The sequence below is a fragment of the Saprospiraceae bacterium genome, assembly GCA_016709995.1.
In the GTDB taxonomy this organism is placed as follows: Bacteria; Bacteroidota; Bacteroidia; order Chitinophagales; family Saprospiraceae; genus JADJLQ01.
Genome location: JADJLQ010000001.1, coordinates 1279892 through 1303930, shown reverse-complemented (window position 1 = coordinate 1303930; position 24039 = coordinate 1279892). Strand labels below are relative to the sequence as shown.

The window sequence follows — 24039 nt, the reverse complement described above, 5'->3', positions numbered from 1 at the left end:
AGAGAATTGGGAATTAATTTTCAATTTATGAAAGCTTGAAGTTAAGGATTAACGCGGTTTTTTTATTATAAGCTGGCTGATATTCCCTCGGCTGTCAGGATCTGGATAAATTGAAGCATTTTTATTACTTTAGGTACAAGACAAATGGTCCATGGTATCCTTGGATTTTGTAAGGTCATTTTTACTGAAATTCCCATTCATATAGATAAAAATTAGCCGCTTGGCAATAGGGTATCACTACAATTAGGGATTGTTTTCTGATTCTGTTTAAAGTAGGTTTACATCGAAATAAACTGGCGCTTCTAATTAAGCCTAAATAATTGCGAATAAAACTTTAAAACAAACCAATATGAAAAAACATTTGTATTTGACATCAGGTCTATCTATTTTATTAATGCTCCTGCTGTCTAAAGGCCTCGTAGCTCAGCCTGGTGCAGCCTTAAATTTTGACGGCGATGACGATAGGATTCAATTGGAGGGACTGAACTTAACCGGAGCATTTACTATTGAAGCATGGGTAAAACCCAGTGAAAAATCGGATTTCAGCACTATTCTTTCCAATAAATATGGTGGGTATGAGTATAGTGGTTTTTCTTTCGCTATTAATACGTATGGAAGTTCGAATGGTAAATTGTATTTGGAGACTCAACTCGCTTCTGTAGTATCTTCAGCTTCAGTAACCTGGGGTGTATGGCAACATGTTGTCATTACCTATGATGGACTTAATGCCGTAAAAATGTATATCAATGGTACAGAGACAGGCACGGAAATAACCTCCTCAATAAACTTAAATGCATCCATCTATCCTACAGTAATGGGTGACTGGTCAGTTTACGGTGGCAATGGTAAATATGCTGGCACCATGGATGAAGTACGCGTTTGGAATTATGCAAAATGTAAACTTGAAATTCTGGCTCAAATGAACTGCGAGCTTATTGGCAATGAAGGTGGACTGCTGGCGTATTATAATTTTAATCAAGGACAAGCAGGTGGCGATAACTCAGGTACCACGATACTAAATGATATAGCAGGAGCTGATAATAATGGTTCATTACAATATTTTACACTGAATGGTAACGCTTCTAATTGGGTCAGTCCTGGGGTGTTGTATCCGGACGCACTTGTTCAACCAATAGCAATCAGGGAGATAGTGACTGTGACGGAGTAAGTAATACATGTGATGTGTGCCCCGGGGGTAATGATAAAGTAGATAATAATCATGATGGCAAACCTGATTGTAAGTATCCTCCTGCAACTCAAACAGAATTAATAGCAGCATGGAAGTGTGGTACCAACAATAAAAAAGTGCTTGTCTGCCATAAAGGAAATACCCTTTGTGTTGACTATTCAGCTTTAGCTGGTCATCTCAATCATGGTGATTATATTGGCCCTTGCGGAAATGCCAATTGTGTCAATGGAATAAATAGTCTAAATAATCAATTAACCCGATCTGATATTTTGGGAAATAAAGAATTGGAAATAACTACTTTCCCAAATCCCAGCACCAATGAATTCCAACTTTCAATAAACAAGGTGATCAACACAGAAAAAGTATCCGTAAAAGTAACGGATGTTCAAGGCAGACAGTTATACTTGCAACAAGGATCTTCTAATCGGGTCTTTAGATTTGGTAGTGATTTTGTAGCTGGAATATATGTATTGGAAGTAAGCCATGCTGGTGAAAGAGAAGTGATGAAATTAATAAAAAATTGATTTTTTCATTACGAATTAGTTTAGGTACTTTCTAATTAAACCGGATAATAAAATATAGCCGCCAACTCATATTGAAAGATAAGGGTTCGGTGGCTATTTTATAGATCAAATGCCCTTTTGAGTAAAAATGATCTTTATTGCTATTTATATTATTTGTTTCAATTTAATTTGAAAGCGTTTTTCAAAAATGGGGATTGCTGACCAGGAGAATAAAAGATTTTTGATTTTTTCAGATTAATATAAAATCTATCATCAGATTTCTATTATACACTATTCCAATGCACCCTTTTCGTTGGTTATTGAAGATAATCCTTATCGAAGGATTCGAATCCTATGTGCCTCGCTATCGCCCACATATAGGGCTCCCCGATCGTCTACATGCACGCCATGCGGTCGGGCGAGCGCACAGCGATAAGGATCAGGCTCTGGTCCATCGCCCCGCTGACCGGTGCCCAACACAGTACGAATCAGTCCCGTAGATAGCTCAATTTCGCGAATGACATGGTTTTCGGTGTCCGCTACGTACAATAAATCCTGGCTCCAGGCAAGACCCTTTGGCCCACCTAATTTGGCCAGGCGCGCCTGGCCACCGTCTCCGGAGTACCCTTTCTCCCCGGTTCCGGCTATATGATGAAGGGTCAGAGAGGTGTTATCGATGCGGTAGATTGCATTGCCCTCCCGCAGTGCAAGGTATAAGCCGCCGGCTGGATCGAAGGCAATGGTCCTTGGCCCATGGAGTGGTGTACCGCTCAGGGGAGCGCCATCTGGGGTAGGCTGCTGGTCACCGGTGCCGGCGAAGGTGTCTATCAGGCCCGTCGCGAACTCCACCCGCCGTACCCGGTGATTACCGATGTCGCAGATATACAAGAATCGGCGCGACGGGTCTTCAGCAATGCTATGAGGCTGGCGCAGTTGCGCCGCGGAGGCAGGCCCTCCGTCGCCCGAAAATCCAGGAGTCCCGGTGCCTGCAAACGTTGAGATGGTGTGGGTGTAAGCATCTACCTTGCGAATCACATGATTGTCTCGCTCAGCGATGTAGAGATGTCCTACAGCGTCGAATTGTATCTCGTGCGGCATGTTCAGTGAGGCCTTTGTGGCAGCTGCGCCATCACCCGAATAACCTTTCTGTCCGTTCCCCGCTACGGTCTGCGTTTGGCGGGTCCTGAGGTCGAGTCGACGGATGCGTTGATTGTCCAAATCGCAGAAATATAGATCTCCGTCAGGTCCGATTGCGAGACCGTAGGGGTTGTTGACTTGCCGATTTGAGTATCCGCCCGAACCTGTCCCGATGAGTGTCGAGACGATGGGCCCCTGCGCCATCCCCGGTAGGCGGACAAAAGGGCAAACAGTGCTTTGAGCGCGTCACGCCGTTGAATCATTTTTCACTCTCCCCGCTTGTGCCGTGCGTGGTGCCGTCTTATATATATTTCTACTGCCAATAGTAGCATTAAAGTAAATATATGGGATTTTGCAGGATACTGATTTATATATAGTACGGTTATATTTTGACTCTGTATGTCATTTTTTTGCAATGTAAAAATTAAAATTATTAAGTCGAAAGGAGCGCGCCATCCGGACCATACATTTAATCTATATCCATTGATTTTTCAATTTTGTCTAACTTTCATTAGCCAAAATAAGATATATGATTACATCTGTCGCTCCTAAACTGCCATACTTAGATGCTGATATAACCAAGGAATATTATCTCTCCAGGTTGGAATTTTCCTTAGTCAGTCAATATCCTGATTATATGATTATGCGCAAAGATGCCATAGAGCTTCATTTTTTTGCTTTTCCCGCCCTGGCCCCTAAAAAATCTGATTTTATGGTTTATTTGAGGATTGACCAGGGCATCACGACTTTTTATCAGGATTTACAGGCAAAAGGGGTCGAGATTCATCCGAATGGTAGATTAGAGGACAAACCCTGGAATATGAAGGAATTTGCCTTGCTGGACCCAAATGGTACTTTGCTTACATTTGGACAGTCCTGTTAATCTGTCTCTTTAGGCCTGACTTACCGGCCTAACGCTCCTAACTATTTGATTAAAAGAAAGATGATTTGTTCGTCTTTCAAAATTTTATTTCACCTATCTATGTTTACCAAGGTCTTGGTTAAATTGGGTAATTTTATTTGGAAATAAGAAGATTCGTAAATAAGGCTATTTTAAATTGTTTTTTTATACTTGACTGTCATGCCCCTCCACCATAGATTTTTGATTGGTTTGATTTTGGTCGGCATTACCTATGCTTGCAAGACCCATGAAAAGCCATATATCGCTCCAAAAGATTCCAACCTGGATAGCATAGCTACCGTCCAAAAATTCTGCAGTACTTGCCATATGGTACCTGGCTTTGAACTCGCCGATAAGAAGACCTGGACTCAGCAAATACTGCCCAATATGGGCTGCAGGTTAGGCATAAACACCATTGATTACGATCCGGTACAGAGCATGGATATGATGGATCAGCTCCTGGTGATGCAAGCCAAAGTATACCCTGACAGACCTCTGATATCAGAAGGTGATTGGCACAAGATCAAAGACTATATCAATGCTCATGCTCCTGATTCACTGATAGTTGACTCTATGCCTACGCTGCCGATGAGCTTGTTTAGCGTGATCCCCCTGGGCAAACTGGCCGGCACGCCAAAAATCACGCTGCTGCATTTTGATCCTGATCAACGAAGCTTTAAGGTCGGTCAGGAATCCGGTAAAATATTGACTTTTAATACTGGATGGAGCCTGATAGATTCGTTGGATATCGGATCCACTCCCTTAGATTATGTGCTTGACCAGGCTCAAAATGAATATATCCTTTCTGTAGGGCGTATGTATCCTTCAGAGCAAAAACTGGGCACTTTGCTCAAGGTACGCGGGCACAGGGTAGATACGCTGTTGCAAGATCTACATCGTCCGGTCCAAGCCCAATACCTGGATCTGAATGGAGATCAGAACAAAGAGGTTATCATCAGTGAATTTGGCTACGAGACTGGTGCCTTGAGCTGGTATGATCTTCATGAACCCAAACCAAACCGCAAGCCCAATCTGCTTAGCTCAATGCCGGGAGCTGTAAAAACGTTAGTCCAGGATATGGATGGCGATGGTGTATCAGACCTGGTGGCCTTGATGGCCCAGGGAGATGAACATGTATCTATTTATAAAATGAAGCCCGGAGGGATTGATCAAGAACTTAAAGTGCTGAGATTTCCACCGATTCATGGAGTATGTGATATAGACCTGGTAGATTTTAACCAGGATGGACTTATGGACATCGTTATTTCCAATGGTGACAATGCAGATTATTCTCCTATCAGCAAGCCTTATCATGGCATCACAATCTATTTAAATCATGGCAATTTGGAGTTTCGAAAATCCTTGTTTTTACCTTACCCCGGGGTACTCCATACCATAGTGAAGGATTTTGATCAGGATGGTGACCTGGATTTTGTGGGGGTGTCCTTTTTTCCAGGAGATCGAAAAACATCGGTTGCTCCTTTTGTCTATTTTGAACAAAAGGATGGCAAATTTGAAGCGCACAGTTTTGAGGAAACTTATTTTGGCAAGTGGATGACTATCATATCGGGTGACTTCGATTCGGATGGAGATGAAGACCTATTGATGGGGTCTTTTTTATTAAACAATTTTCTTGTAAAAGGCGGACCTGCACAATGGAAAGATTACAGCCTGATCTTGCTTAAAAACAATGTGAAATAAAAAAGGCAACATATACGAGATATGTTGCCTCAGAAGTTGGGTTTGCCTTTACATCTCAGGTTGAATTTCGACATAAAAGAAGGATGATTTTTAAAATCTACCCTTGTTAAACCCTTCCGGCTCTGACAACCAGAACTTGTCAGGTTGTTTCCAGGCAGTGTACGAATACATAAATATATTAGCACATAACCAAATGCGAATCAAGGATTTACTGTCTGGGATGCTAGATATTTTGACCGGACAACTTTCTTAACTTTAGAAGAAAGACCTTAAAACGATTCTTAAAGATATGCTAAAAAACTAGTCCTGTCAATATCAGGTAGTTAAAAAATTTAATTGTTTATATATAAAATATCTTGGGAGCTAGTGGTTTAGTGGAAAAATTGAATGGTTTACGGAGCAGAAAAATTAAAAATATCTTATTAACTGGATGGCATCGATAACTAGTTGATGTTTATTTGAAATAAATTTTAATTTTGCAATCTCAAAGGCGGGGTGTAGCGCAGTCCGGTAGCGTATCAGCATGGGGTGCTGGAGGTCGCTGGTTCGAATCCAGTCACCCCGACTAATGTTTTTGAAATTGTTTTAATCCATTCTGTGGTTTCGGGATGTAGCGCAGTCCGGTAGCGTACTTCGTTCGGGACGAAGAGGTCGCTGGTTCGAATCCAGTCATCCCGACCAGACTGATTATGATTCAGGAAAAAGTCTCCTGGATAGAAAGACAAATTTTAGGGTGTTTAGCTCAGTTGGTTCAGAGCGCTACTTTGACAGAGTAGAGGTCACTGGTTCGAGCCCAGTAATACCCACTTTTTTATTTTATTTCCCGACTTGTATCTACCTATCAAACAATACTGTGAAGCTCACCAGGCCGAATTAATCGTGGTATCTAAGCTTCGAAACATAGAGGAAGTATTGGCCGTCTACCAACAAGGTCAGCGAAAGTTTGCAGAGAACAGGGTTCAGGATCTTTTGATCAAGCAGGCTCAAATGCCTGAGGATGTCCAATGGCATCTTATTGGGACCCTACAAACCAACAAAGTAAAATATGTAGCCCCTTTTATTCAATTGATTCATTCTGTTGATGACTTGGGGTTATGGAAGGAGATTGATCGCCAAGCCAAAAAATTTCATCGGAAGATACCCTGTTTGCTCCAAATTAAAATCGCCCGGGAAGAGACCAAGAGTGGATTTGAATGGTCTGATTTAAATAATATACTTGGCAAAGATGATTGGCAGGCTTTTGAGGCTGCCCCAATTCATGGGGTGATGGGAATGGCTACTTTCACCGACGACCAAAATCAGGTACGCACAGAATTTGCATTACTCAAAACCTATTTTGACACTTTAAAAAGCAAATATTTTAACCTAAATCCTGATTTTAAAATAATATCCATGGGGATGTCCGGCGATTATACGATCGCGATCGAGGAAGGGGCTAACATGGTTAGGATCGGCAGTCTGATCTTTGAGCACTAATGCACCTCTATCAAATACTTGTTTTTCTTGCCGTTTTCCAATAATAACCATCTGTCATGTATAAAATCTGCATTACTGATCTGGTGATCAGGCTGAACTATTTTAGATTTATTGATGCTGATGGCCTGGTTTTGTATGGCTTTTTTGGCTTCTGATTTGGAAGCACAAATAGAAACATGTTCGGCCAGTACATCTACGATGACAGCGCCTTCGAGTACAGATTTACTTATGCTAAACGATGGAAGTTCGCCGCTAATCGTATCAAACTGGTCCGTAGTCAGACTTTTAAGAAAATCAATATTTACTTTGGGATTAAATAATAATTCACTGACCTGCATAGCTGCTTCAAATGCCTCATCAGAGTGGATCCTCCGGGTCATCTCCTCTGCAAGGACTTTTTTTACCTGTTGTGGATTGGAAGCAAGTTCTGTCTCAAGGTTTAGGATTTCTTCCTGAGATTTGAGTGAAAAGGTGCGTAAAAACTTAGGCACATCCTGGTCATCAGCATTGATCCAGAACTGATAAAACTTATAGGGGCTGGTAAGGTTGGGGTCCAGCCAGATATTGCCATCCTCTGATTTGCCAAATTTTTTGCCATCTGATTTGGTCAAAAGCGGAGAGGTGAGGGCATGTACCTGGGCATGGTCAGTATTTCGTCTGATGTATTCGGTACCGGCAGTGATATTGCCCCATTGATCTGAGCCTCCCATTTGGAGGCTACATCCATATTTTTGATATAGACAGTAATAGTCATACCCTTGCAATAGCTGGTAACTAAACTCTGTAAATGAAATACCCGTTTCCAGCCTTTTTTGAACTGAATCTTTCGACAGCATGTAGTTGACGGTAAGATGTTTTCCTACTTTTCTCAAAAATTCAAGCACATTCATTTCTTTGTAGAAATCATAATTGTTCTCAAAGATTGCTTTGTTTTCGCCCTGATCAAATTCGAGGTACTTCAAAAATTGCTGCTGTTGAAAACTGAGATTGCGGTCTAATTCTGCTTCGGTTTTTAATTCCCGTTCTTTGTCTTTACCAGACGGGTCGCCTATCCGCCCAGTCGCCCCGCCCATCAATACAATCGGTTTATGACCTGCCAATTGAAAGAATTTAAGCAACATCACCTGGACATAATTGCCTATAGTCAAAGAAGGAGCAGTGGGGTCAAAACCAATGTACCCTGTCATCATACCTTGACGCAAGGCCTCTTCCAGTTCAGGAGTAAGATCATGAACCAAACCTCTCCATCGCAGCGTCTCCAGAAAATCCATATATTTTATTATTGAGTGGTGCAAAAGTAGGACATTTGCATTAGATGAATAGTTGGCATATCGCACAAAGGTTGATGAATTACGAAAAGGGGAGTTTTGTGCGATTTATCTTAAGATTGGCCTATGCCAGCACAGCCTTATCTGTCGCCGTGATGATCGTTGCTATAGCGGTTATATCAGGATTTAATAAAGAGATTTCCAATAAAATATTTGGATTTTGGGGACATATCCAGGTCAATAGTATACATAGCTCTCAACTTAACTTGAGTGATCCTATTGAATTTGATACAGCATTTACCAAGGTCCTCGATACGCTCACCGGTGTGCAACATTACCAGGTATTCGCTTTTATGCCAGCGGTGGTCACTGCTGGAGATGAATTGGATGGATTGATCTTAAAAGGTGTAGGTAAGGACTTTGACTGGGCTTTTTTTAAGAAATTTTTGGTATCAGGGCATATTCCAGACTTCCATGACAGTACTTCGCGATATATTATTTTTTCCAAGAGTCTTGCTTCCAGGTTAAAGTTGTCTGCTGGTGAGCGTTGTAAACTCAATTTTGTGATTGATGAACAAGTGATCACCAGGACTTTTACCATTGCTGGTATTTATAGTACTGGGTTGGAAGAGTATGATCAAAAATTGGCGTTAGCAGATATCAGTGAACTCCAGTCACTTGCCGGTTGGACTCCGACACAGATAGGCGGTTATGAATTATTTGTGAGCGATTTGAAAAATGTGGACCAGATCGCGGATAATATTTATGAGAATTACCTCGGTGAGGAATTATATGTAGAAACCATTCGCCAAAAATTTCCCAGCATTTTTGATTGGCTTAACCTGCAGGGGACCAACCAATATGTCATACAGATACTCATGCTGGTAGTAGCTATGATTAATCTGGTGACCGTCCTCCTCATTCTTATACTTGAACGAACACGCATGATAGGCACCTTAAAGGCGCTTGGCATGAAAAACGGACCTTTAAAAAAGATATTTTTGATGCACGGCTTTCAGATACTTTCAAGAGGATTGATTTGGGGCAATATCATTGGCATACTGGTGTGCCTGGTCCAACAATTTGGTAAGATCATAAAACTCAATGAGGCCGATTATTATTTGAGTGTAGCCCCCATCCATTTAAATCTCTGGAGTGTCGTTTTTCTCAATCTAGGTACTATCCTAATGACACTATTGATCTTATGGATCCCCACAGGCGTCATCACCCGTATATCACCCTTAAAGGCCATAGGTTATAGATAGCTATGGAGGAGCATCCGAATTTGAAAAAGAAAAATCGATTATCCAGGTTACGAAAACTTGTAAATCATATCATCATGCCAGGATCTGATCCATATTTAGGCAGGATGCTCCAACTCAATAAATATGGTGTTTTCCTGGTGCATTATATTTTCGAATTACCGCTCAGGATCCTGGATGTTTTTGGATTGCCGGAAATATTCAATTTTTTTCAAAGAAAATTAAAACCATTCTCTCGCGAGCTATATGAGTTTGAATCTAAATTGGCTCAGCAAATTTTTGCAAGTAGTCTCGACCTTAGCCAGGTGAGAATAGATGAATCCAGTCATGTAGGCACACACAATGGCAAATATGCCTATGTGTCTTTTTATTATATCAATTGCAAGGGAATGTTACAGCTCCCTATACTTATACATGAGATCGTCCACATTCTGCAATATGAACAGGATGGATCACCCTATGCCTTTAGAAATATGATAGCGCATCTGGTGCCACCTACCTATGATTACGGTGGACTAGGTACTATCCAGGCCATTGTGGAGTCGCCAAACAAAGTCCATGACCTTAATTATGAACAACGGGCAGATATTTATTCAGATTATTGCCTTTTGTTATTAGGTAAACGGCCTGAGTGGGGTAGTGCTACCTTACAGGATGCTATGCAATATTACAAGGTAATCAAGCTTCTAAACCAAGGTTAAAGCCAGCGTTTTGTAGAAGAAAAAATTGATTCAACAATTAAACATCACAGATTCTCACGCCCTGCTCCAGGCTAGCCAATGCATCGGGCTTGGCAGGTATGAACTCTTGAGCCACGTATCCTTTGTATCCAGTATCCAGGATGGCCTGCATGATGGCAGGATAATACAATTCTTGGGTAGTATCTATCTCATGTCTTCCAGGTACTCCACCGGTATGGTAATGTGCGATATACTCATGATTTGCTTTGATCGTGGCAATCACATCTCCTTCCATGATCTGCATATGGTAGATATCATAGAGTAGTTTAAAGCGATCAGAACCGACCATTTTGCATAGCTCTACCCCCCAGCTGGTATGATCACATTGATAGTCTTTATGATTGACTTTGCTGTTGAGTAGCTCCATAACCATCGTCACTTTATATTTTTCAGCAATGGGCATGAGTGGTTTTAATCCTTTGGCAGATACTTCTAATCCCTCCTCTTCCGAGATACCTGCACGATTTCCTGAAAAACAAATGATTTTATCATATCCTGCTTCTGCTACTTTAGGGATGATTTCGCTGTATTTTTTAAATAATTGTTCGTGATATTGTTCGTGATTAAACCCTTTGTCGAGACCGATCTCCCCACCATTGGGCATCGCACAGTGCAGGCCATGCTTCTTAAGGATACTCCATTCGCCGGGTCCTACCAGTTCAATCGATTTTAACCCTATTTTTTTGGCGGCGATACAGAGATCTTCCAATCCGATTTTGCTATAACACCATCTGCAGACGGAGTGATTGATATTGCTTTTAAGCTTGCGTTTTTCCATGTCGTTCGCTTTAATATTAAGTGGGTTGATAGCAAAAAGCGATGCCCCGGTACCCAGTTTTTTAAGTGCCTGCCGGCGAGATTTACCTTCCATAATTGATGTATTAATAGTTTATAAATATAGGATGATTTTTATTGAAAAGGTACTTAATTTATGACGGGAACAATGACCCGATATGTGAAGTGAATATTTTGACAGCAATGGCCAGCAAAATCACTCCAAAAAACTTTCTGATGCCGAGTAGGCCGGCCGGGCCTAAAATTTTGGCTATCCGTCCCAATGAAAGTAAAACTATATATACAATACCCAGATTGACCAAAATTGAAGTAAAAATAACGGCACTGCTATAAGTAGCCTTTAAAGAAATGATCGTCGTCAAAGTACCTGAACCTGCTATCATTGGAAAAGCTATCGGCACCACAGTACTGCCAGAGGCAGAGGTGTCAGCTTTAAAAAATTCTATCCCCAGTACCAGCTCCAGACCCAGGATAAAGATGACGATGGAGCCAGCTACCGCAAACGAACGAACATCGACCCCCATTATATTGAGCAGGTTTTCACCAACGACCAAAAACAGGATCATCAGTAGTCCTGAAATCAAAGTTGCTTTGAGTTCATTTATACCTCCCTGGCTTTGCTTAAGCCCTATCAATAAAGGAATGGAACCGATAACATCTATCACAGCAAAAAGTGTAAAACTTACAGTAATCCATGCATCTAAAGTCCAGGCTCCCATAGTATAAAGATAATACAGTGCCTGTAATGAGAATTAATTCCTTTCGGACTCAAAAATTACGAGCCCAGATGCTTATTTTGTACCGCTTTATGGAAAATCAATTGCCACCTGTCCTACAGGAATATATTACCCACAGGCCTCAGAAGGAATTACAGGCAGATCATGCATGGAAGTTATACAGTTCATTGCAGGAAATGATCAGATTTGCAGATTACAAAGTGTATTTATTGTACATGATTGCAGGTGTGGTGCTTTCTTTGGTATTCAGCGAATTCAAAGATCTGTTGGCTCTGGGTCTCGCATTTAAAATATTGATTGCTCTTCTGGTTGCATCATCCGGATTTCTGATTTTATATTCTATGAAAACCATGATGCCCAGAGCCTCCACCAAACATATCATGAAATCCCAAAAGTTGATTTATTTTCTGGATATTGCTTCCCAGGAGGATCATGAGTTTGTACAGCATTTTTTGGAGCTTCCGACTTCCAGCATCACGGAAGATGTGCTGGTGCAGATCGCCATTCTCAGTGATATATTAAAACAGAAATTTTATTACCTCAACAAAGCAATGTTGTCCTTTTACGGAATCCTGTTCATCGTGCTGCTGATTCAAATTTTTAAACTGTTTTGATTAAAATTTTAGCTGACGGACTGACACTGTCTGACCCTCAGTTTTTAGTGACAGAATCACCTGAAAATTAACTTTTTTGCCCCGATCAGTAGCAGGGATCCACTTGGGCATCCTTTCAATACATTCTACAAGCTTATACGGTACCGGGTCAATAGAGGGGTCATTGGCAGAAGACCTGGACAAGGAAGAATAACCATTTCTATCAATCGTAAGCGTCAAAAGCAAGGTACATGGAGCAGCATGTTCGATAGCTGTATTTTTAGCAAAAAAGTTAATAAAGTATTGTTGTAAATGAATGGACTCATCCAGGTTGGAAAATACGGCCTCCTGGTCGGCTTTGGTGTATACTGTCCCTATAACAGGATCTTCTAGTTTGATGGATTGGCCTCTTATTGCAAGGGAATTTATTAAGAATAGCCACCATAAAGATTTGACTAACATGCTGCAAAGCTACATGCCTTCATGTGTTTGTACAACAGTTCATTAGAACCAATAATTTATTTTCAAAACCATACTCCGGTTTTTCGGTCCCCAGAATTCAACTGCATGATTGTCAGTATAAACCAGATAGATATCGGACATTGGCCTATATCTCCATTGCAGTCTGCTGTTGACATTAAAATTATCTGCTTGAGTATTATATTGCAAAAAAGTAGTCCAAAATAGATTTTTTGAGAAATTGAATTCAATTCTTGGATTGATCAATAGGAATCTTGCCCTTCCAAATGGTTCTGGAAATTTAAGATCACTATATTCAACATTCATCTCAAAATTGCCCCAGGGCTGAGCTCTGTACTTGACACCAAATAAGGTTGATTGTATATCACCATTATAAAAGCCGCCGACGGTGCCTTCAAATTTAACCACGAATTTTTTTCTCAAATCAGAGCTATACTCGAGTTTCAAATTTGTGTAAGTGTATTTACCAGGAACTAAAGGCGTGTCCTCCGTAAAAGAAAATGGAAACAATAATCTTGTGAAATTATGCACCAGGGTTATACCTGACAGACTGGAGGAAGCAAAATATAGGTTATAACCAGCTTTAAGGTTCCATTCTGTCAACAGATCGTCCGGGTTGATCTTAAGATTGTTGTTAATGCGAAATTCGTGTGAACTGACTATCTTATGATTAGGTGTGCGAAGGGTGTAGCTCAACATATTGGAAGCTGAGTGAAAACCTTGGCGAATGACAGTATCCCTAAGAGCATCATAGAGATCCAATTGATTCACGAAGCCCATATCAGAAGTATAATTAGTGCCTACTGTACTCAAACTTAATAAACCGGCAATGTTTTTTTTTCGAATAAAAAAGCCGGTACTATACATCGAACGCTTTGCTTCAATATTGTATTTAAATGATCTATGAAGTCCTATCCAACTCAGGACAGAGCCTTCTCCATTCTGGTATATGGCTTCCAGGGAAGCATTTCTACCATAATCTATGTTAGAGAATTCTTTGCCTGCCATTCCCTGGCGATTGGTCAAAAGGCCTTTTACCAAAGATCTTTTAAATAATTTTTTGTGAAGGGTAAAAGCAGAATAATTTTGACCAGCCTGACCGGCTGTTTCTTTTGTTTGCATAGACAGCATGCCTAATCGCCAGGAGTCTCCTACATTGCCAGTGAGTCGCGCACCTCCTAATATTGGGACTGATCGCCCTTCGTCATCCAGACCAATTCGACGGGAAAAAAATATGGGCGATTCGGGATCGCCAAATTGGCTGAATAAGTCTGCATTCTCGAGAAAAAAATTGCGTCTTTCAGGAAAATAAACATCAAATCTTGTAAGATTGGTTACCTGTTGATCCACTTCTACTTGAGAAAAATCCGGATTGAGTGTCAGATCCAGGTTAAGACTGGAGGAGAGTGTGATTTTAGTATCAGCACCAAACCCAATCTTACGAGCAGTATTTTCATTTTCTTCAAAATCTTTGGCATCACTTAGGTTGGTATAAGGGATCAGTGTCACCTTGCCTTTTTTATTTGGTAGCCGGCCATCCCAGGCTAACTTGCCAAAATAACCAAGATCTATACCATCATACTGCTGTGGAATTTTAGTCCAGGTATAAAAGCGATAATTTTTGACATCCCCACGGATAAAATTGAGCCCCCAAGTCATTTGGTTGGGGTCATATCTCATAATATGGAGCGGTATCGCAAGTTCTGCGACCCATTTATCATCATAAGTTTTGACAGATGAATACCATTTTGTATCCCAGTTGGCATCAAAATCAAATCTGTTTAATATAGCATCAGCCTGCACTCCTTTGGGGGTAATAGAAAAGAAGTATGCAGTATTCTGTTGCCCGGCGGGATCGACCATAATAGACATGGCATCGCTGCCATCAAACTCATAATCCCGCTTCAATGTCTGTACTATATAGTGCTGATCAATGTCGTGACAGACAAAACCAACATACAAAAATTGATCATCATGGGTGACCATAGCCTCTGTCTTAAATATGACTTCGCGACCATTTTGTGGCCAATGCTCTTGAAAAGTGCAAGCCTTTTCCACCTTCTCCCATATCCCTTCATTAAGCAAACCATCAATGGTGATTTTTTCTGTTGTAGTAATCCCGTTATAAATGAAGCTCTGCTGCGTTTGTGCTGGCTCATTTTGACTAAAAGACGGGAGAAAAGCAGTGATAAATATGAATAAGGGGCAGCATTTCATGAGAGCGCTGCAAAATTAGCAGCCCAACTGGTTTATTTAATATTTCGTGGAAGCCTTAACTTTTTCTTATTTCAGGCGCTCCAATGCCTGTAACAGGTCTTTATACAATATGTCCACCTCTTCGAGTCCTATATATATCCGAACAAAATTCCACGGCAATTCAGGGTCCGGCATACCCGGCATATCATAAAAAGTAATAGTAGGCATGATCAATGACTCATGACCTCCCCAAGATACTGCCATCAAAAAGTATTTGAGTGACTCACAGAAAAGCATCATGTCTTCTTTCGTTTTAGCCTTGACTTGCATTGAAAATAAGCCACCTCCCCGCATTTGTTTTACAGCGAGTGCTTGCTGCGTACTGATAAAAGGATAATAGATCTTTTCAATCTTTGGATGAGTAGACAATCGTTCCACTAATGTAGCACAACTATCATGTGATCTCTGTACCCTCAATGGCAAAGTCCTGAGTCCTCTTATGGCTAAAAAGGCATCTTGCGGGTGAAGTATATGCCCAATGGTCATGTACTCACTGAAAAAGATTTTTTTGATCATTTCGTTACTGCCGCACAAAACCCCCATGACCACATCACTATGTCCGTTGATATATTTGGTGCCCGAATGCAACACGAGGTCTATACCATAATCTATGGGATTTTGAAAATAGGGTGAGCAGTAACTATTATCAATCACTGTGATGAGTCCATGTTTTTTCGCTAGTTGAGCACATGCAGCCAGGTCTTGCAATTCGAAGGTCATCGTGGTCGGACTTTCAAGGAAAAGTAGTTTAGTCTGAGGAGTGATAGCCGCAGCTATAGCATCCAAGTCTTTTCCATCTACATAGGTGTGCGTGACACCAAATCGACTTAAATATTTTTGAAGTAAGGTCTTAGTCCAACTGTAGACTGATTTGACACAGACTATATGATCGCCAGCAGCTACATTGCCCATTATGGAGGCTGCGACCGCAGCTACTCCACTGGAGAATACGAGGCAGTCTTCGGCATGTTCCAGGGCAGCTAACTTTTTTCTCAATATTTCAACCGTCGGATTGTTGCCGCGGGTGTATACATTGGTTTCGAATTCCTGAGCTATTTTTTCCCGAAAGTCTATTACTGAGTCAAAGGCAAAATTGCTGCTTTGAATGATGGGAGGGGCTATCGCATTAAAATAGTTTTTTCGATCTTCTCCCAGGTGATTGAGTATATAACTGATATCCATTCAATAAATGTATTGAAAAGCATGCAATCTGGCGAATGTGTATTTTATGAAGCCCTGAAGGACCCTTAAGGTTAAAAATTAATTAATACTGTCAGAAATTGGTCAGTCTTTGCGACTTTTGTGTTAAGATTATTTGTATGCACCTATTTTTTATTTTATTTTCTTTCTTTCGAAGCATCATTGGGACTGATCCCGGGTATGATATTCAGATCAAATTGAAACATGCTCCTTCAGATACCTTATATCTTGGATATTATTATGCTGACAAACAATTTCTGAGAGATACTGCCGTAGGTAAGGATGGGTTATTTAAATTTAAAAATACTAAATCGCTCGAGCCGGGTATCTATTTGCTGGTCATGCCCCCAAAGAATGATTTTATTCAATTATTTATAAATGAAGGCGAGCAGCAGCTTCAGATTGAAGCGGACGCACAGGAGGTGGTCAAATCATTTAGGATCAAAGGATCACATGACAATGAGGTTTTTTATGACTATTTAAATTATCTGGACATCAAACGACCTGAAGCACAAGTACTTACTGAACAAATCAAAGCAACTGCTGACGATAAAATTAAAGCTGGTTTGCAAGAAAAGTTGGACGATCTCAACAAGGCAGTCAAGGACAAACAAAAAAATATTGTAGCCCAAAATGCCGGCTCATTGTCTGCTTTATTGGTTGAATCCACCCTGGAGGTGGAGATGCCTTCGTTTGAAGGAACTAAATCGGAAGTGGATATGCAGCGTTATTTGTATTACAAGACGCATTATTTTGATCATTTGCCTATTGGGGACCAGCGGGTGCTCAGAAGCCCACTGTTGCATGATCGGTTAGAATATTATGTAGAAAAACTTACACCACAGGAGCCTGATTCAATAAATGTCGCCCTGGATTATATTTTCAAAAAAATTAAAAATTCTGAAGAGACTTTTAAGTACTACCTCATTCATTTTCTCAACAAATATGCAGGGAGCAAGTTGGTTGGTTTTGATGCTATTTATGTCCATCTTGTGGATGAATATTACAGTAAGGGCTTTGCCTCCTGGATTGATGAGGAACAGCTCCAAAAAATGGAAAAAAATGCTGCCGCGCTTAGGCCTATCCTCATTGGTAAAATTGCCCCTGAGATCAAACTCATCCAATATCCGAATGAAAAGCCAATCAGTCTCCACCAAATCAACTCGCCGTATACTATTTTATTTATCTGGGACCCCACTTGCAGCCATTGCAAAGCAAGTATGCCTTTTGTAGTGAAGTTTTATGAAAAATTCAAATCCCAGGGAGTTGAACTGCTGGCGGTCTGCAGCCAGTTTACGGACAAAGTGCCTACCTGTTGGCAATACCTGGATGAACAAAAAATAAAACCGGGTTGGATCAATGCTGCAGACCCGTATCATGCTTCCAAATATAAAGTACTTTATGATGTTAAATCTACACCCCAAATCTTCATTTTGGATCAGGACAAAAAAATATTGTCTAAAGGGATTGGAGCTGAACAGTTGGATGAAGTAATGACCCATATCATCGAAGTGGTGTCACATAAATGATCAGTTGAAATCAGGATTGTTTCTTACTCCATTGATAAAATCAGGGGTGGTCATTTTTCTTTTTCCTTCTGGCTGGATTTCTAAAATTTGAAGCATTCCGTCATTCAAATTAAGGTACAACTTATTTTCCTGAATCATCAAAGCACCTATTGGTTTATCTGCCTGGTTGGTTAGGGTAGTTGTCTTACTCAGATGAATAAAGTATTTTATGCCTCCATACCTCATCCAGGCAGTTGGTTTGGGATTGAGTCCTCGTATGAAATTGTGGATTTGGACCATAGACTTTGAAAATGCTATCTCACACGTTTCATGATATAGTTTTGGAGCTGTGCTCGCTACCTCATCATTTTGTTTTATCGGCACGAATGTTTCATTTTCTATCATAACAACACTAGTGACGAGCGTTTCGGCTCCAAGCTGCATGAGTCGGCCATATACCATTCCGGTAGTTTCATCTGGACTAATTGACAACTTACTTTGGGCTATAATATCTCCAGTGTCTATCTCCTGTTTAAGCTTAAATATAGTTACCCCGGTTTCTTGTTCACCTTGCATCACTGCCCAATGAATCGGTGCTGCACCACGATATTTAGGCAACAAGGAGCCGTGCACATTGATGGTGCCCAGCGGAGGCATATTCCATACTACTTCAGGTAACATTCTGAAAGCAACGACCACTTGCAAATCAGCTTTTAGGGACCGAAGGGTTTCCAGGAATGCTTTCGACTTGAGGTTTACAGGTTGTAGAATCAGCAGTCCTTGGGATAAGGCATATTTTTTTACTTCGGATTGAATCAGTTGATGCCCTCCACGGCCGCCCATTGAATCTGGTGCGGTCACTACACCTACTATCTGATACCCTGCTTCGAGCAGTGCTTTCAAAGAAGTTACTGCAAACTCTGGAGTGCCCATAAATACGATCTTCATGCGACAAAATTGCTCAAATAATCCTATTTTGGAGCTGATTAATCACCCTTCGATAGACAACATCAAGTAATAAAACATTCTTTATAGTCCGTTCAGAGGCTATAAAAAAAAGTTTTCTACGAAGGGTGTTATGTTTGTTTTTTGATTTATATTCTCTTTAAATTCATCGAAAAAATATCTATAAACTACAGAATATCAGATAGTTATTATCCTTAACGACGATATCATATTTAGGAAATTTATATAAATTATTTCTCTATTTTTGCCGCCATGCAACTGAACTCCATCGAAATAAAAGGTTTTAAAAGTTTTGCTGACAACACTGTACTTAAGTTTAACGAAAAAGTGACAGGTGTGGTCGGCCCTAATGGCTCTGGTAAGTCAAATGTAGTAGATGCCATCAGGTGGGTATTGGGAGAACAAAAACCAACTGAACTTCGCTTGGAACGTATGACAGATGTGATTTTTAACGGCTCCAAAAAGCGCAAGCCGGGTGGAGTGGCTCAGGTATCATTATCATTTGACAACACTAAAAATCTGCTTGGTACTGAATATCAACAGGTTACTATATCTAGATTATTGTATCGCTCAGGTGAAAGCGAATACCGTATAAATGGCACTGCCTGCAGGTTGAGGGATATTCATTCTTTATTTATGGATACGGGCATTGGATCAAATTCATATGCCATTATTGCTCTGGGCATGGTAGATGAAATATTGCAGGACAAAGATCATAGTCGCAGAAAAATGTTTGAGCAAGCAGCGGGAGTCACCAAGTACAAGCAACGCAAGCATGAGACCATGCTCAAACTCAAGGCTACTGAAGAGGATCTTTCAAGGGTGGACGACATTTTATTCGAAATAGAAGCCAATCTCAAAGCTCTGGAGAAACAAGCCAGTAGAGCTGAGAAATATATAGAATTAAAAGAACAGTATAAAAATTTGTCCCTGGAGCTGGCATACCTGGAGACTCAGGACATTCTCACTAAAAATGTTATCCTCCAAAAAAATTTAGTGACAGAACTTGACAAACTGCGAACCGTAGAGACTAATCATCGCACTGCAGAATCTTCACTGGAGGCTGGAAAAAAAGCTATCCTTGACGAAGAGCACTCGCTCAGCTCCTATCAAAAGGAGCTCAATGCTATGATCCATCAGCTTCAAAACCTGGAAAATAGTAAAAGGATCTCCGATCAAAAATTAGAGTTTTTATCGACCAATCGGGCTAAGCTCTCTGAGCAAAAAGAAACCTGGATCTCCAGATTGTCCATGTTGGATCAAGAGATTATCAATAAAAACGAAGTATTAGAACAATTAAAAATATCTGCAGCCGAACTTCATGATTTACTGGCTAAAATGGAGTTAGAGCGCAGCCAGATCGAAAGTCAACACGGCGAAGTCAAATCTTCCTTTGAGGTTCTCCAAAAAGAACAGCAGGAGATCGAAAAAGACTTATTTGAAAAAGAAAAGCAACTGGCCATCAATCAAAACAAATCTGAAAATCTCGAGCAGAGTCTGGCCAGGATCGCAGAAGAAAATGTCAATAGAGATAGGCAGTTAGAAACGATCGGTGTCGAATTGGAGGGTTTGCGGGATGCTATTAATCAGGTTCAGGCAGAGCTGACGCATCATGAAGCAGAAGAACTCAACCGAGTTGAACTCATAACAGAATTAAACAAAAAGCTCGATCAGACTAAGCAGGTTAAGGCTGGAATAGAGCGAAAACTGGATGCAAAACAAAATGAACACCAACTCCTAAAAAGTATGGTAGACAGTATGGAAGGCTATCCCGATTCTATTCGCTTCTTGCACAAGAACTGGAAAGAGGACCTTCCTTTGCTCGCTGACCTGATTTATGCCCCGGAAGAATATCGGGCGACCATTGAACAATTCCTGGAGCCCTATCTAAGTCATTATATCGTCGATACTTACGAAGATGCCGGTCATGCAATAAGGATGTTGTCTGATGCTCAAAAAGGCAAAGCTAATTTTTTTGTTTTAGAAGCGATTACCCCGCTGATTCAGTCAGGACCGATGCGTATTGCGGGACTGATCTCTGCCCTGGATGTACTTAGATTTGACAGCGCCTATGCCAATCTGTTTAACCGTCTTTTCCAGCATGTATTCATAGATCCCAATCCCCTGGACAAAGCCAGGTTCAAGGAGTATGATGAAAATAATATTACCATTTTATCAGCCAATGGCAGTTATGTCAAAAGACAGTTTGCTTTGTCCGGTGGAAGTGTTGGTTTGTTTGAAGGTAAAAAATTAGGTCGAAGGAAAAATCTCGAGATTCTCGAAGAAGAGATCAAGCAATTGGAAGAGGAACATATCATATCCGTTAGGGAGACGAATAAATTGGAGTTGGAGCACAAAACGCTTGATCATCAGGAAATATTAAAAGCCATCGAGTCTACCAGGTTGCAATTGGAGCGAAAACATAAAGACGAGATTCAGCTTCATACCCGATATGAGAACCTGAATGAATTAAAGGTAAATGCCGCAGCTTCTGCCCAGGAATTGATTCAAACTCAACAGACCATTCAGCATCAAAACCTTGAAATCAATGACCACATCAACCAGCGTAGAAATGAGCTCAATGAAATGCTCAATAGGATAGTAGCGATAGATTCTAATTATCAGGTTGTAGCACAGACGCTTACCAAAGCACACGAAGCATTCAATCAAAAACAGATAGATGCCATCCGGCATCAAAGTAAAATAGATGCTCTGGTACAGGATATTGATTTCCAAACCGGGCGTAGAAGTGAGGCTGAGCAATTAATTGATAAGTTAGTTGACACCCAATCAGAGGAGGATGGCCAACGCGAAAAAATAACTGCTGAATTGGAAGGGATCAATGAGCAGCTAAGGGGTATGTACATTGATAAGCAAACTAAAGAGTCAGGGTTGAACGTGTTCGAACAGGAATATTTCAAAAAACGAAACGGAATCCATCAACAAGAGCAAATATTACGGGATTTTCAAAGAGAAGAAGCTCAGCTTCAAAATACCATCAATGGTCACAAAGATCAAATCAAGGATCTTGAGTTCAGATTGGAGACAGTCAAAGAAAGATTAAAAATCGAATTTAATATTGAAGTCCTCCCTGAGCTGGAGCCAATGACTGAAATCGTCGAGTCTGATGGCCCTGAAAATGCTACTGCTTCAAAATACGATCTGCTAAAAGATAAAGTTAGGAAGTTAAAGGATCGAATCGAAAATTATGGGGAGATCAACCCGATGGCTGTCGAAGCATACCGTGAGATGAAAGAAAGGTATGACAACATCTTTAACCAACGACAGGATATTCTCAATGCCAAAGAGTCCTTGCTGGCTACCATACAGGAGATTGATATCAGTGCAACCTCTAAGTTTCTGGAGGCTTTTGGCAAGGTCAGGGAGCATTTCATCCGGGTTTTCAGGAGTCTATTTACTGCAGAGGATAGCTGTGACCTTATCTTACTCAATCCGGATCAGCCACTAGAATCGGACATCGATATCATCGCCAAGCCCAAAGGAAAGCTGCCCAAGTCCTTGAGTCAGCTTTCTGGCGGAGAAAAAACCCTCACAGCGACGGCCTTATTATTTGCACTGTACCTGCTTAAACCTGCTCCTTTCTGTATTTTTGATGAGGTCGATGCTCCCCTGGATGATAGTAATATTGAAAAGTTTAACAATATCATTAGAGATTTTGCGGAAGAGTCACAGTTTATCATCGTGACACATAACAAACAGACCATGGCTGCCGTAGATGTGATCTATGGTGTATTTATGGAAGAAGTCGGTGTGAGTAAAGTGAGTGCTGTCGATTTCAGAGAGTTTGAGCATATGTCTCTTTTGGAAACATCTGCTAATTAAAAAAACATCGACTTATATTTGCAAATCTAAACGTATAAAGACATGATACATGATTTAAAACACCTGGAAGCATCCAAACTCATTCAGCTGCAAGAGGCACTCCCTTTGATCGCTATCCTGGTTGGGAAGGCTGATGGTGAGCTGGATGTCAAAGAATTGGATCTGGCAAAGAAGATAGCCCACATCAGAACTTACTCTTCTCCAGAATATTTAAAAGAATTTTACGAAGAAGTAGAAGCTCAATTTGATGCACTCATCGATAAATTTAATACTGAACTGCCTGAGGATGCTGATAGCCGCGGCCAAATCATTTCAGACCGGTTGAGCCAGCTCAATAGTATTTTAGGAGAAATCAACCCTAAAATTGGATCCAAACTTTATAAAGGATTCTTGAGATTTGCTAAAGAGATTGCCGGGGCTTCAGGAGGTTTTCTAGGTTTTATGGCTGTCAATGCTGCCGAATCTAAATGGGTTGGTTTGCCGATGATCACCCCAGTCATCCAGACAGAATTAGAAGAGGAAGAAGAAGAGTAGTGACAGCATTTAATGCAATACTATAAACCTCTTTGTGGTAGCTAATACTCCTTGTCTGAGGGTATAAGTGTAAACGCCATTTCCTAATTGATGCACCGGAACTACTATTTTATTTTCACCTTGTACGAGGCTTAAGCTTTGGCTACTGATTTGTCTGCCTGTAATATCGCGTATCCAAAGAGAGGAAGTGCCGGGCCTCAAAGCAAATACGGTAAAGTTTATATTTTGACCTGCTGGAATAGGATATGCTTTGATTTCCCCATCAAAAGTCAGGGATTGATGGATATCGCTGGTGAGACAGGCCGATGAGGTTTTTTCTGCGAGAGTAAGACTGTATTTACCAGGGAAAAATGGACCAGGAAACGCTACATCAAAAGTGCCAAAGGAGGTGATGAGTTTAAGGTTAATGATGAGGTCATAAATGCCTGGTTTGTTTGCAGTAGTCGGTTTTCCTTTTAATATTACACAGCCCAATACATTTTTTTTCATATTACAACTGCCGGGATTACAATAATATTTGATCCCAATTGGCAATCCAGTGACAGCATTTACAGTATCCAGGAAAGCATTTTCAAGGCCCAGTGTCACATTGGAGCCAGCTATTGGGATAGTGATCATGTCTGGAATACGGACAGTAAGCGGAAATTCATAATCCTGGTCTATACATGCTGCCTTATTTATGCCGCCAGTTTTGGTACTATCATTGTAGGGCCTTGGATAGATACCGGCTATACTATCTCTATACAAAGAATCTGGTACACAGATCTGATTTTGACCATAGATATTGTACATTTGAAATATTAGAGCAACTATCGTAATGTACCGGAAAACCTTTTTCATATGTCTGAATTGATGTATATTAGGAATAATTCTACTAAGTTACACCTAGATTTTAGTTTTTGGATTCATTATTCAAATGTTGTTTTTGTTTTCTTGGTTTTTTTTGCTGT

At 40.7% G+C, this 24039-nt stretch carries 20 protein-coding genes and 3 tRNA genes; 14 read left to right on the top strand and 9 right to left on the bottom strand.

Annotated elements, in window-relative coordinates:
• Positions 1-349 precede the first annotated feature (349 nt).
• Both IPJ09_05500 and IPJ09_05495 read left to right on the top strand, forming a co-directional pair.
• The gene (locus IPJ09_05500; protein MBK7370883.1) at positions 350-1168 is read left to right on the top strand and encodes a LamG domain-containing protein; all 819 of its coding nucleotides are present in this window, start codon (positions 350-352) and stop codon (positions 1166-1168) included.
• A gap of 14 nt (positions 1169-1182) precedes the next feature.
• Positions 1183-1713 (top strand): T9SS type A sorting domain-containing protein, encoded by a 531-nt coding sequence (locus IPJ09_05495; protein MBK7370882.1) that lies wholly within the window; start codon positions 1183-1185, stop codon positions 1711-1713.
• A 312-nt stretch (positions 1714-2025) separates the two neighbouring features.
• Here the strand turns inward: IPJ09_05495 and IPJ09_05490 are convergent, their stop codons facing one another.
• On the bottom strand, positions 2026-3033 hold the full coding sequence (locus IPJ09_05490) for a hypothetical protein (GenBank protein MBK7370881.1): 1008 nt from the start codon (positions 3031-3033) through the stop codon (positions 2026-2028).
• 325 nt (positions 3034-3358) lie between these two features.
• Here IPJ09_05490 and IPJ09_05485 point away from each other — a divergent pair, with 325 nt between their 5' ends.
• The 6 genes from IPJ09_05485 to IPJ09_05460 all read left to right on the top strand — a co-directional run bounded on the left by IPJ09_05485 (position 3359) and on the right by IPJ09_05460 (position 6907).
• Positions 3359-3712, top strand: coding sequence for a VOC family protein (locus IPJ09_05485; protein ID MBK7370880.1), 354 nt, complete (start codon positions 3359-3361; stop codon positions 3710-3712).
• 198 nt (positions 3713-3910) lie between these two features.
• Positions 3911-5431 carry a VCBS repeat-containing protein gene (locus tag IPJ09_05480; GenBank protein MBK7370879.1) on the top strand — a complete coding sequence of 507 codons (1521 nt, stop codon included), beginning with the start codon at positions 3911-3913 and terminating at the stop codon, positions 5429-5431.
• 491 nt (positions 5432-5922) lie between these two features.
• Positions 5923-5996, top strand: a tRNA-Pro gene (locus IPJ09_05475).
• A 39-nt stretch (positions 5997-6035) separates the two neighbouring features.
• Positions 6036-6112 (top strand) — tRNA-Pro (locus IPJ09_05470).
• 50 nt (positions 6113-6162) lie between these two features.
• A tRNA-Val gene (locus IPJ09_05465) sits at positions 6163-6237 on the top strand.
• 7 nt (positions 6238-6244) lie between these two features.
• The gene (locus tag IPJ09_05460) at positions 6245-6907 is read left to right on the top strand and encodes a YggS family pyridoxal phosphate-dependent enzyme (protein MBK7370878.1); all 663 of its coding nucleotides are present in this window, start codon (positions 6245-6247) and stop codon (positions 6905-6907) included.
• Here the strand turns inward: IPJ09_05460 and IPJ09_05455 are convergent.
• Positions 6904-8178 (bottom strand): tyrosine--tRNA ligase, encoded by a 1275-nt coding sequence (locus tag IPJ09_05455; protein ID MBK7370877.1) that lies wholly within the window; start codon positions 8176-8178, stop codon positions 6904-6906. The two genes, IPJ09_05460 and IPJ09_05455, sit on opposite strands and share 4 nt — an antisense overlap.
• A 44-nt stretch (positions 8179-8222) precedes the next feature.
• On the opposite strand from IPJ09_05455, the gene IPJ09_05450 reads away from it, so the two are divergent.
• Positions 8223-9440 carry an ABC transporter permease gene (locus IPJ09_05450; protein MBK7370876.1) on the top strand — a complete coding sequence of 406 codons (1218 nt, stop codon included), beginning with the start codon at positions 8223-8225 and terminating at the stop codon, positions 9438-9440.
• A gap of 74 nt (positions 9441-9514) precedes the next feature.
• A complete protein-coding gene (locus IPJ09_05445) occupies positions 9515-10138 on the top strand; it encodes a hypothetical protein (protein ID MBK7370875.1) in 624 nt (207 codons plus the stop codon).
• 37 nt (positions 10139-10175) lie between these two features.
• On the opposite strand, the gene IPJ09_05440 is transcribed toward IPJ09_05445, so the two are convergent.
• A complete protein-coding gene (locus IPJ09_05440; protein MBK7370874.1) occupies positions 10176-11048 on the bottom strand; it encodes a TIM barrel protein in 873 nt (290 codons plus the stop codon).
• A gap of 58 nt (positions 11049-11106) precedes the next feature.
• Positions 11107-11691, bottom strand: a complete 585-nt coding sequence (locus IPJ09_05435) for a MarC family protein (protein MBK7370873.1) — start codon at positions 11689-11691, stop codon at positions 11107-11109.
• Between the two features lie 89 nt (positions 11692-11780).
• On the opposite strand from IPJ09_05435, the gene IPJ09_05430 reads away from it, so the two are divergent.
• Positions 11781-12323 carry a hypothetical protein gene (locus tag IPJ09_05430; protein MBK7370872.1) on the top strand — a complete coding sequence of 181 codons (543 nt, stop codon included), beginning with the start codon at positions 11781-11783 and terminating at the stop codon, positions 12321-12323.
• Here the strand turns inward: IPJ09_05430 and IPJ09_05425 are convergent, their stop codons facing one another.
• The 3 genes from IPJ09_05425 to IPJ09_05415 all read right to left on the bottom strand — a co-directional run bounded on the left by IPJ09_05425 (position 12324) and on the right by IPJ09_05415 (position 16220).
• On the bottom strand, positions 12324-12764 hold the full coding sequence (locus tag IPJ09_05425) for a hypothetical protein (GenBank protein MBK7370871.1): 441 nt from the start codon (positions 12762-12764) through the stop codon (positions 12324-12326). It abuts the gene before it with no gap.
• Between the two features lie 42 nt (positions 12765-12806).
• On the bottom strand, positions 12807-14999 hold the full coding sequence (locus IPJ09_05420) for a carbohydrate binding family 9 domain-containing protein (GenBank protein ID MBK7370870.1): 2193 nt from the start codon (positions 14997-14999) through the stop codon (positions 12807-12809).
• Between the two features lie 66 nt (positions 15000-15065).
• A complete protein-coding gene (locus IPJ09_05415) occupies positions 15066-16220 on the bottom strand; it encodes an aminotransferase class I/II-fold pyridoxal phosphate-dependent enzyme (protein ID MBK7370869.1) in 1155 nt (384 codons plus the stop codon).
• Positions 16221-16357: 137 nt separating this feature from the next.
• On the opposite strand from IPJ09_05415, the gene IPJ09_05410 reads away from it, so the two are divergent.
• Positions 16358-17767 (top strand): redoxin domain-containing protein, encoded by a 1410-nt coding sequence (locus IPJ09_05410; protein MBK7370868.1) that lies wholly within the window; start codon positions 16358-16360, stop codon positions 17765-17767.
• Here the strand turns inward: IPJ09_05410 and IPJ09_05405 are convergent, their stop codons facing one another.
• Positions 17768-18679: a methionyl-tRNA formyltransferase gene (locus IPJ09_05405; protein MBK7370867.1), complete on the bottom strand. Its 912-nt coding sequence runs from the start codon at positions 18677-18679 to the stop codon at positions 17768-17770.
• Positions 18680-18964: 285 nt separating this feature from the next.
• Between IPJ09_05405 and smc the strand changes: the two genes are divergently transcribed.
• Both smc and IPJ09_05395 read left to right on the top strand, forming a co-directional pair.
• Positions 18965-22555, top strand: a complete 3591-nt coding sequence (smc, locus tag IPJ09_05400) for a chromosome segregation protein SMC (GenBank protein MBK7370866.1) — start codon at positions 18965-18967, stop codon at positions 22553-22555.
• A 42-nt stretch (positions 22556-22597) separates the two neighbouring features.
• Positions 22598-23089 (top strand): hypothetical protein, encoded by a 492-nt coding sequence (locus tag IPJ09_05395; GenBank protein ID MBK7370865.1) that lies wholly within the window; start codon positions 22598-22600, stop codon positions 23087-23089.
• A 9-nt stretch (positions 23090-23098) separates the two neighbouring features.
• Here IPJ09_05395 and IPJ09_05390 read toward each other — a convergent pair whose 3' ends face one another.
• On the bottom strand, positions 23099-23929 hold the full coding sequence (locus tag IPJ09_05390) for a T9SS type A sorting domain-containing protein (GenBank protein MBK7370864.1): 831 nt from the start codon (positions 23927-23929) through the stop codon (positions 23099-23101).
• Positions 23930-24039: the final 110 nt, after the last annotated feature.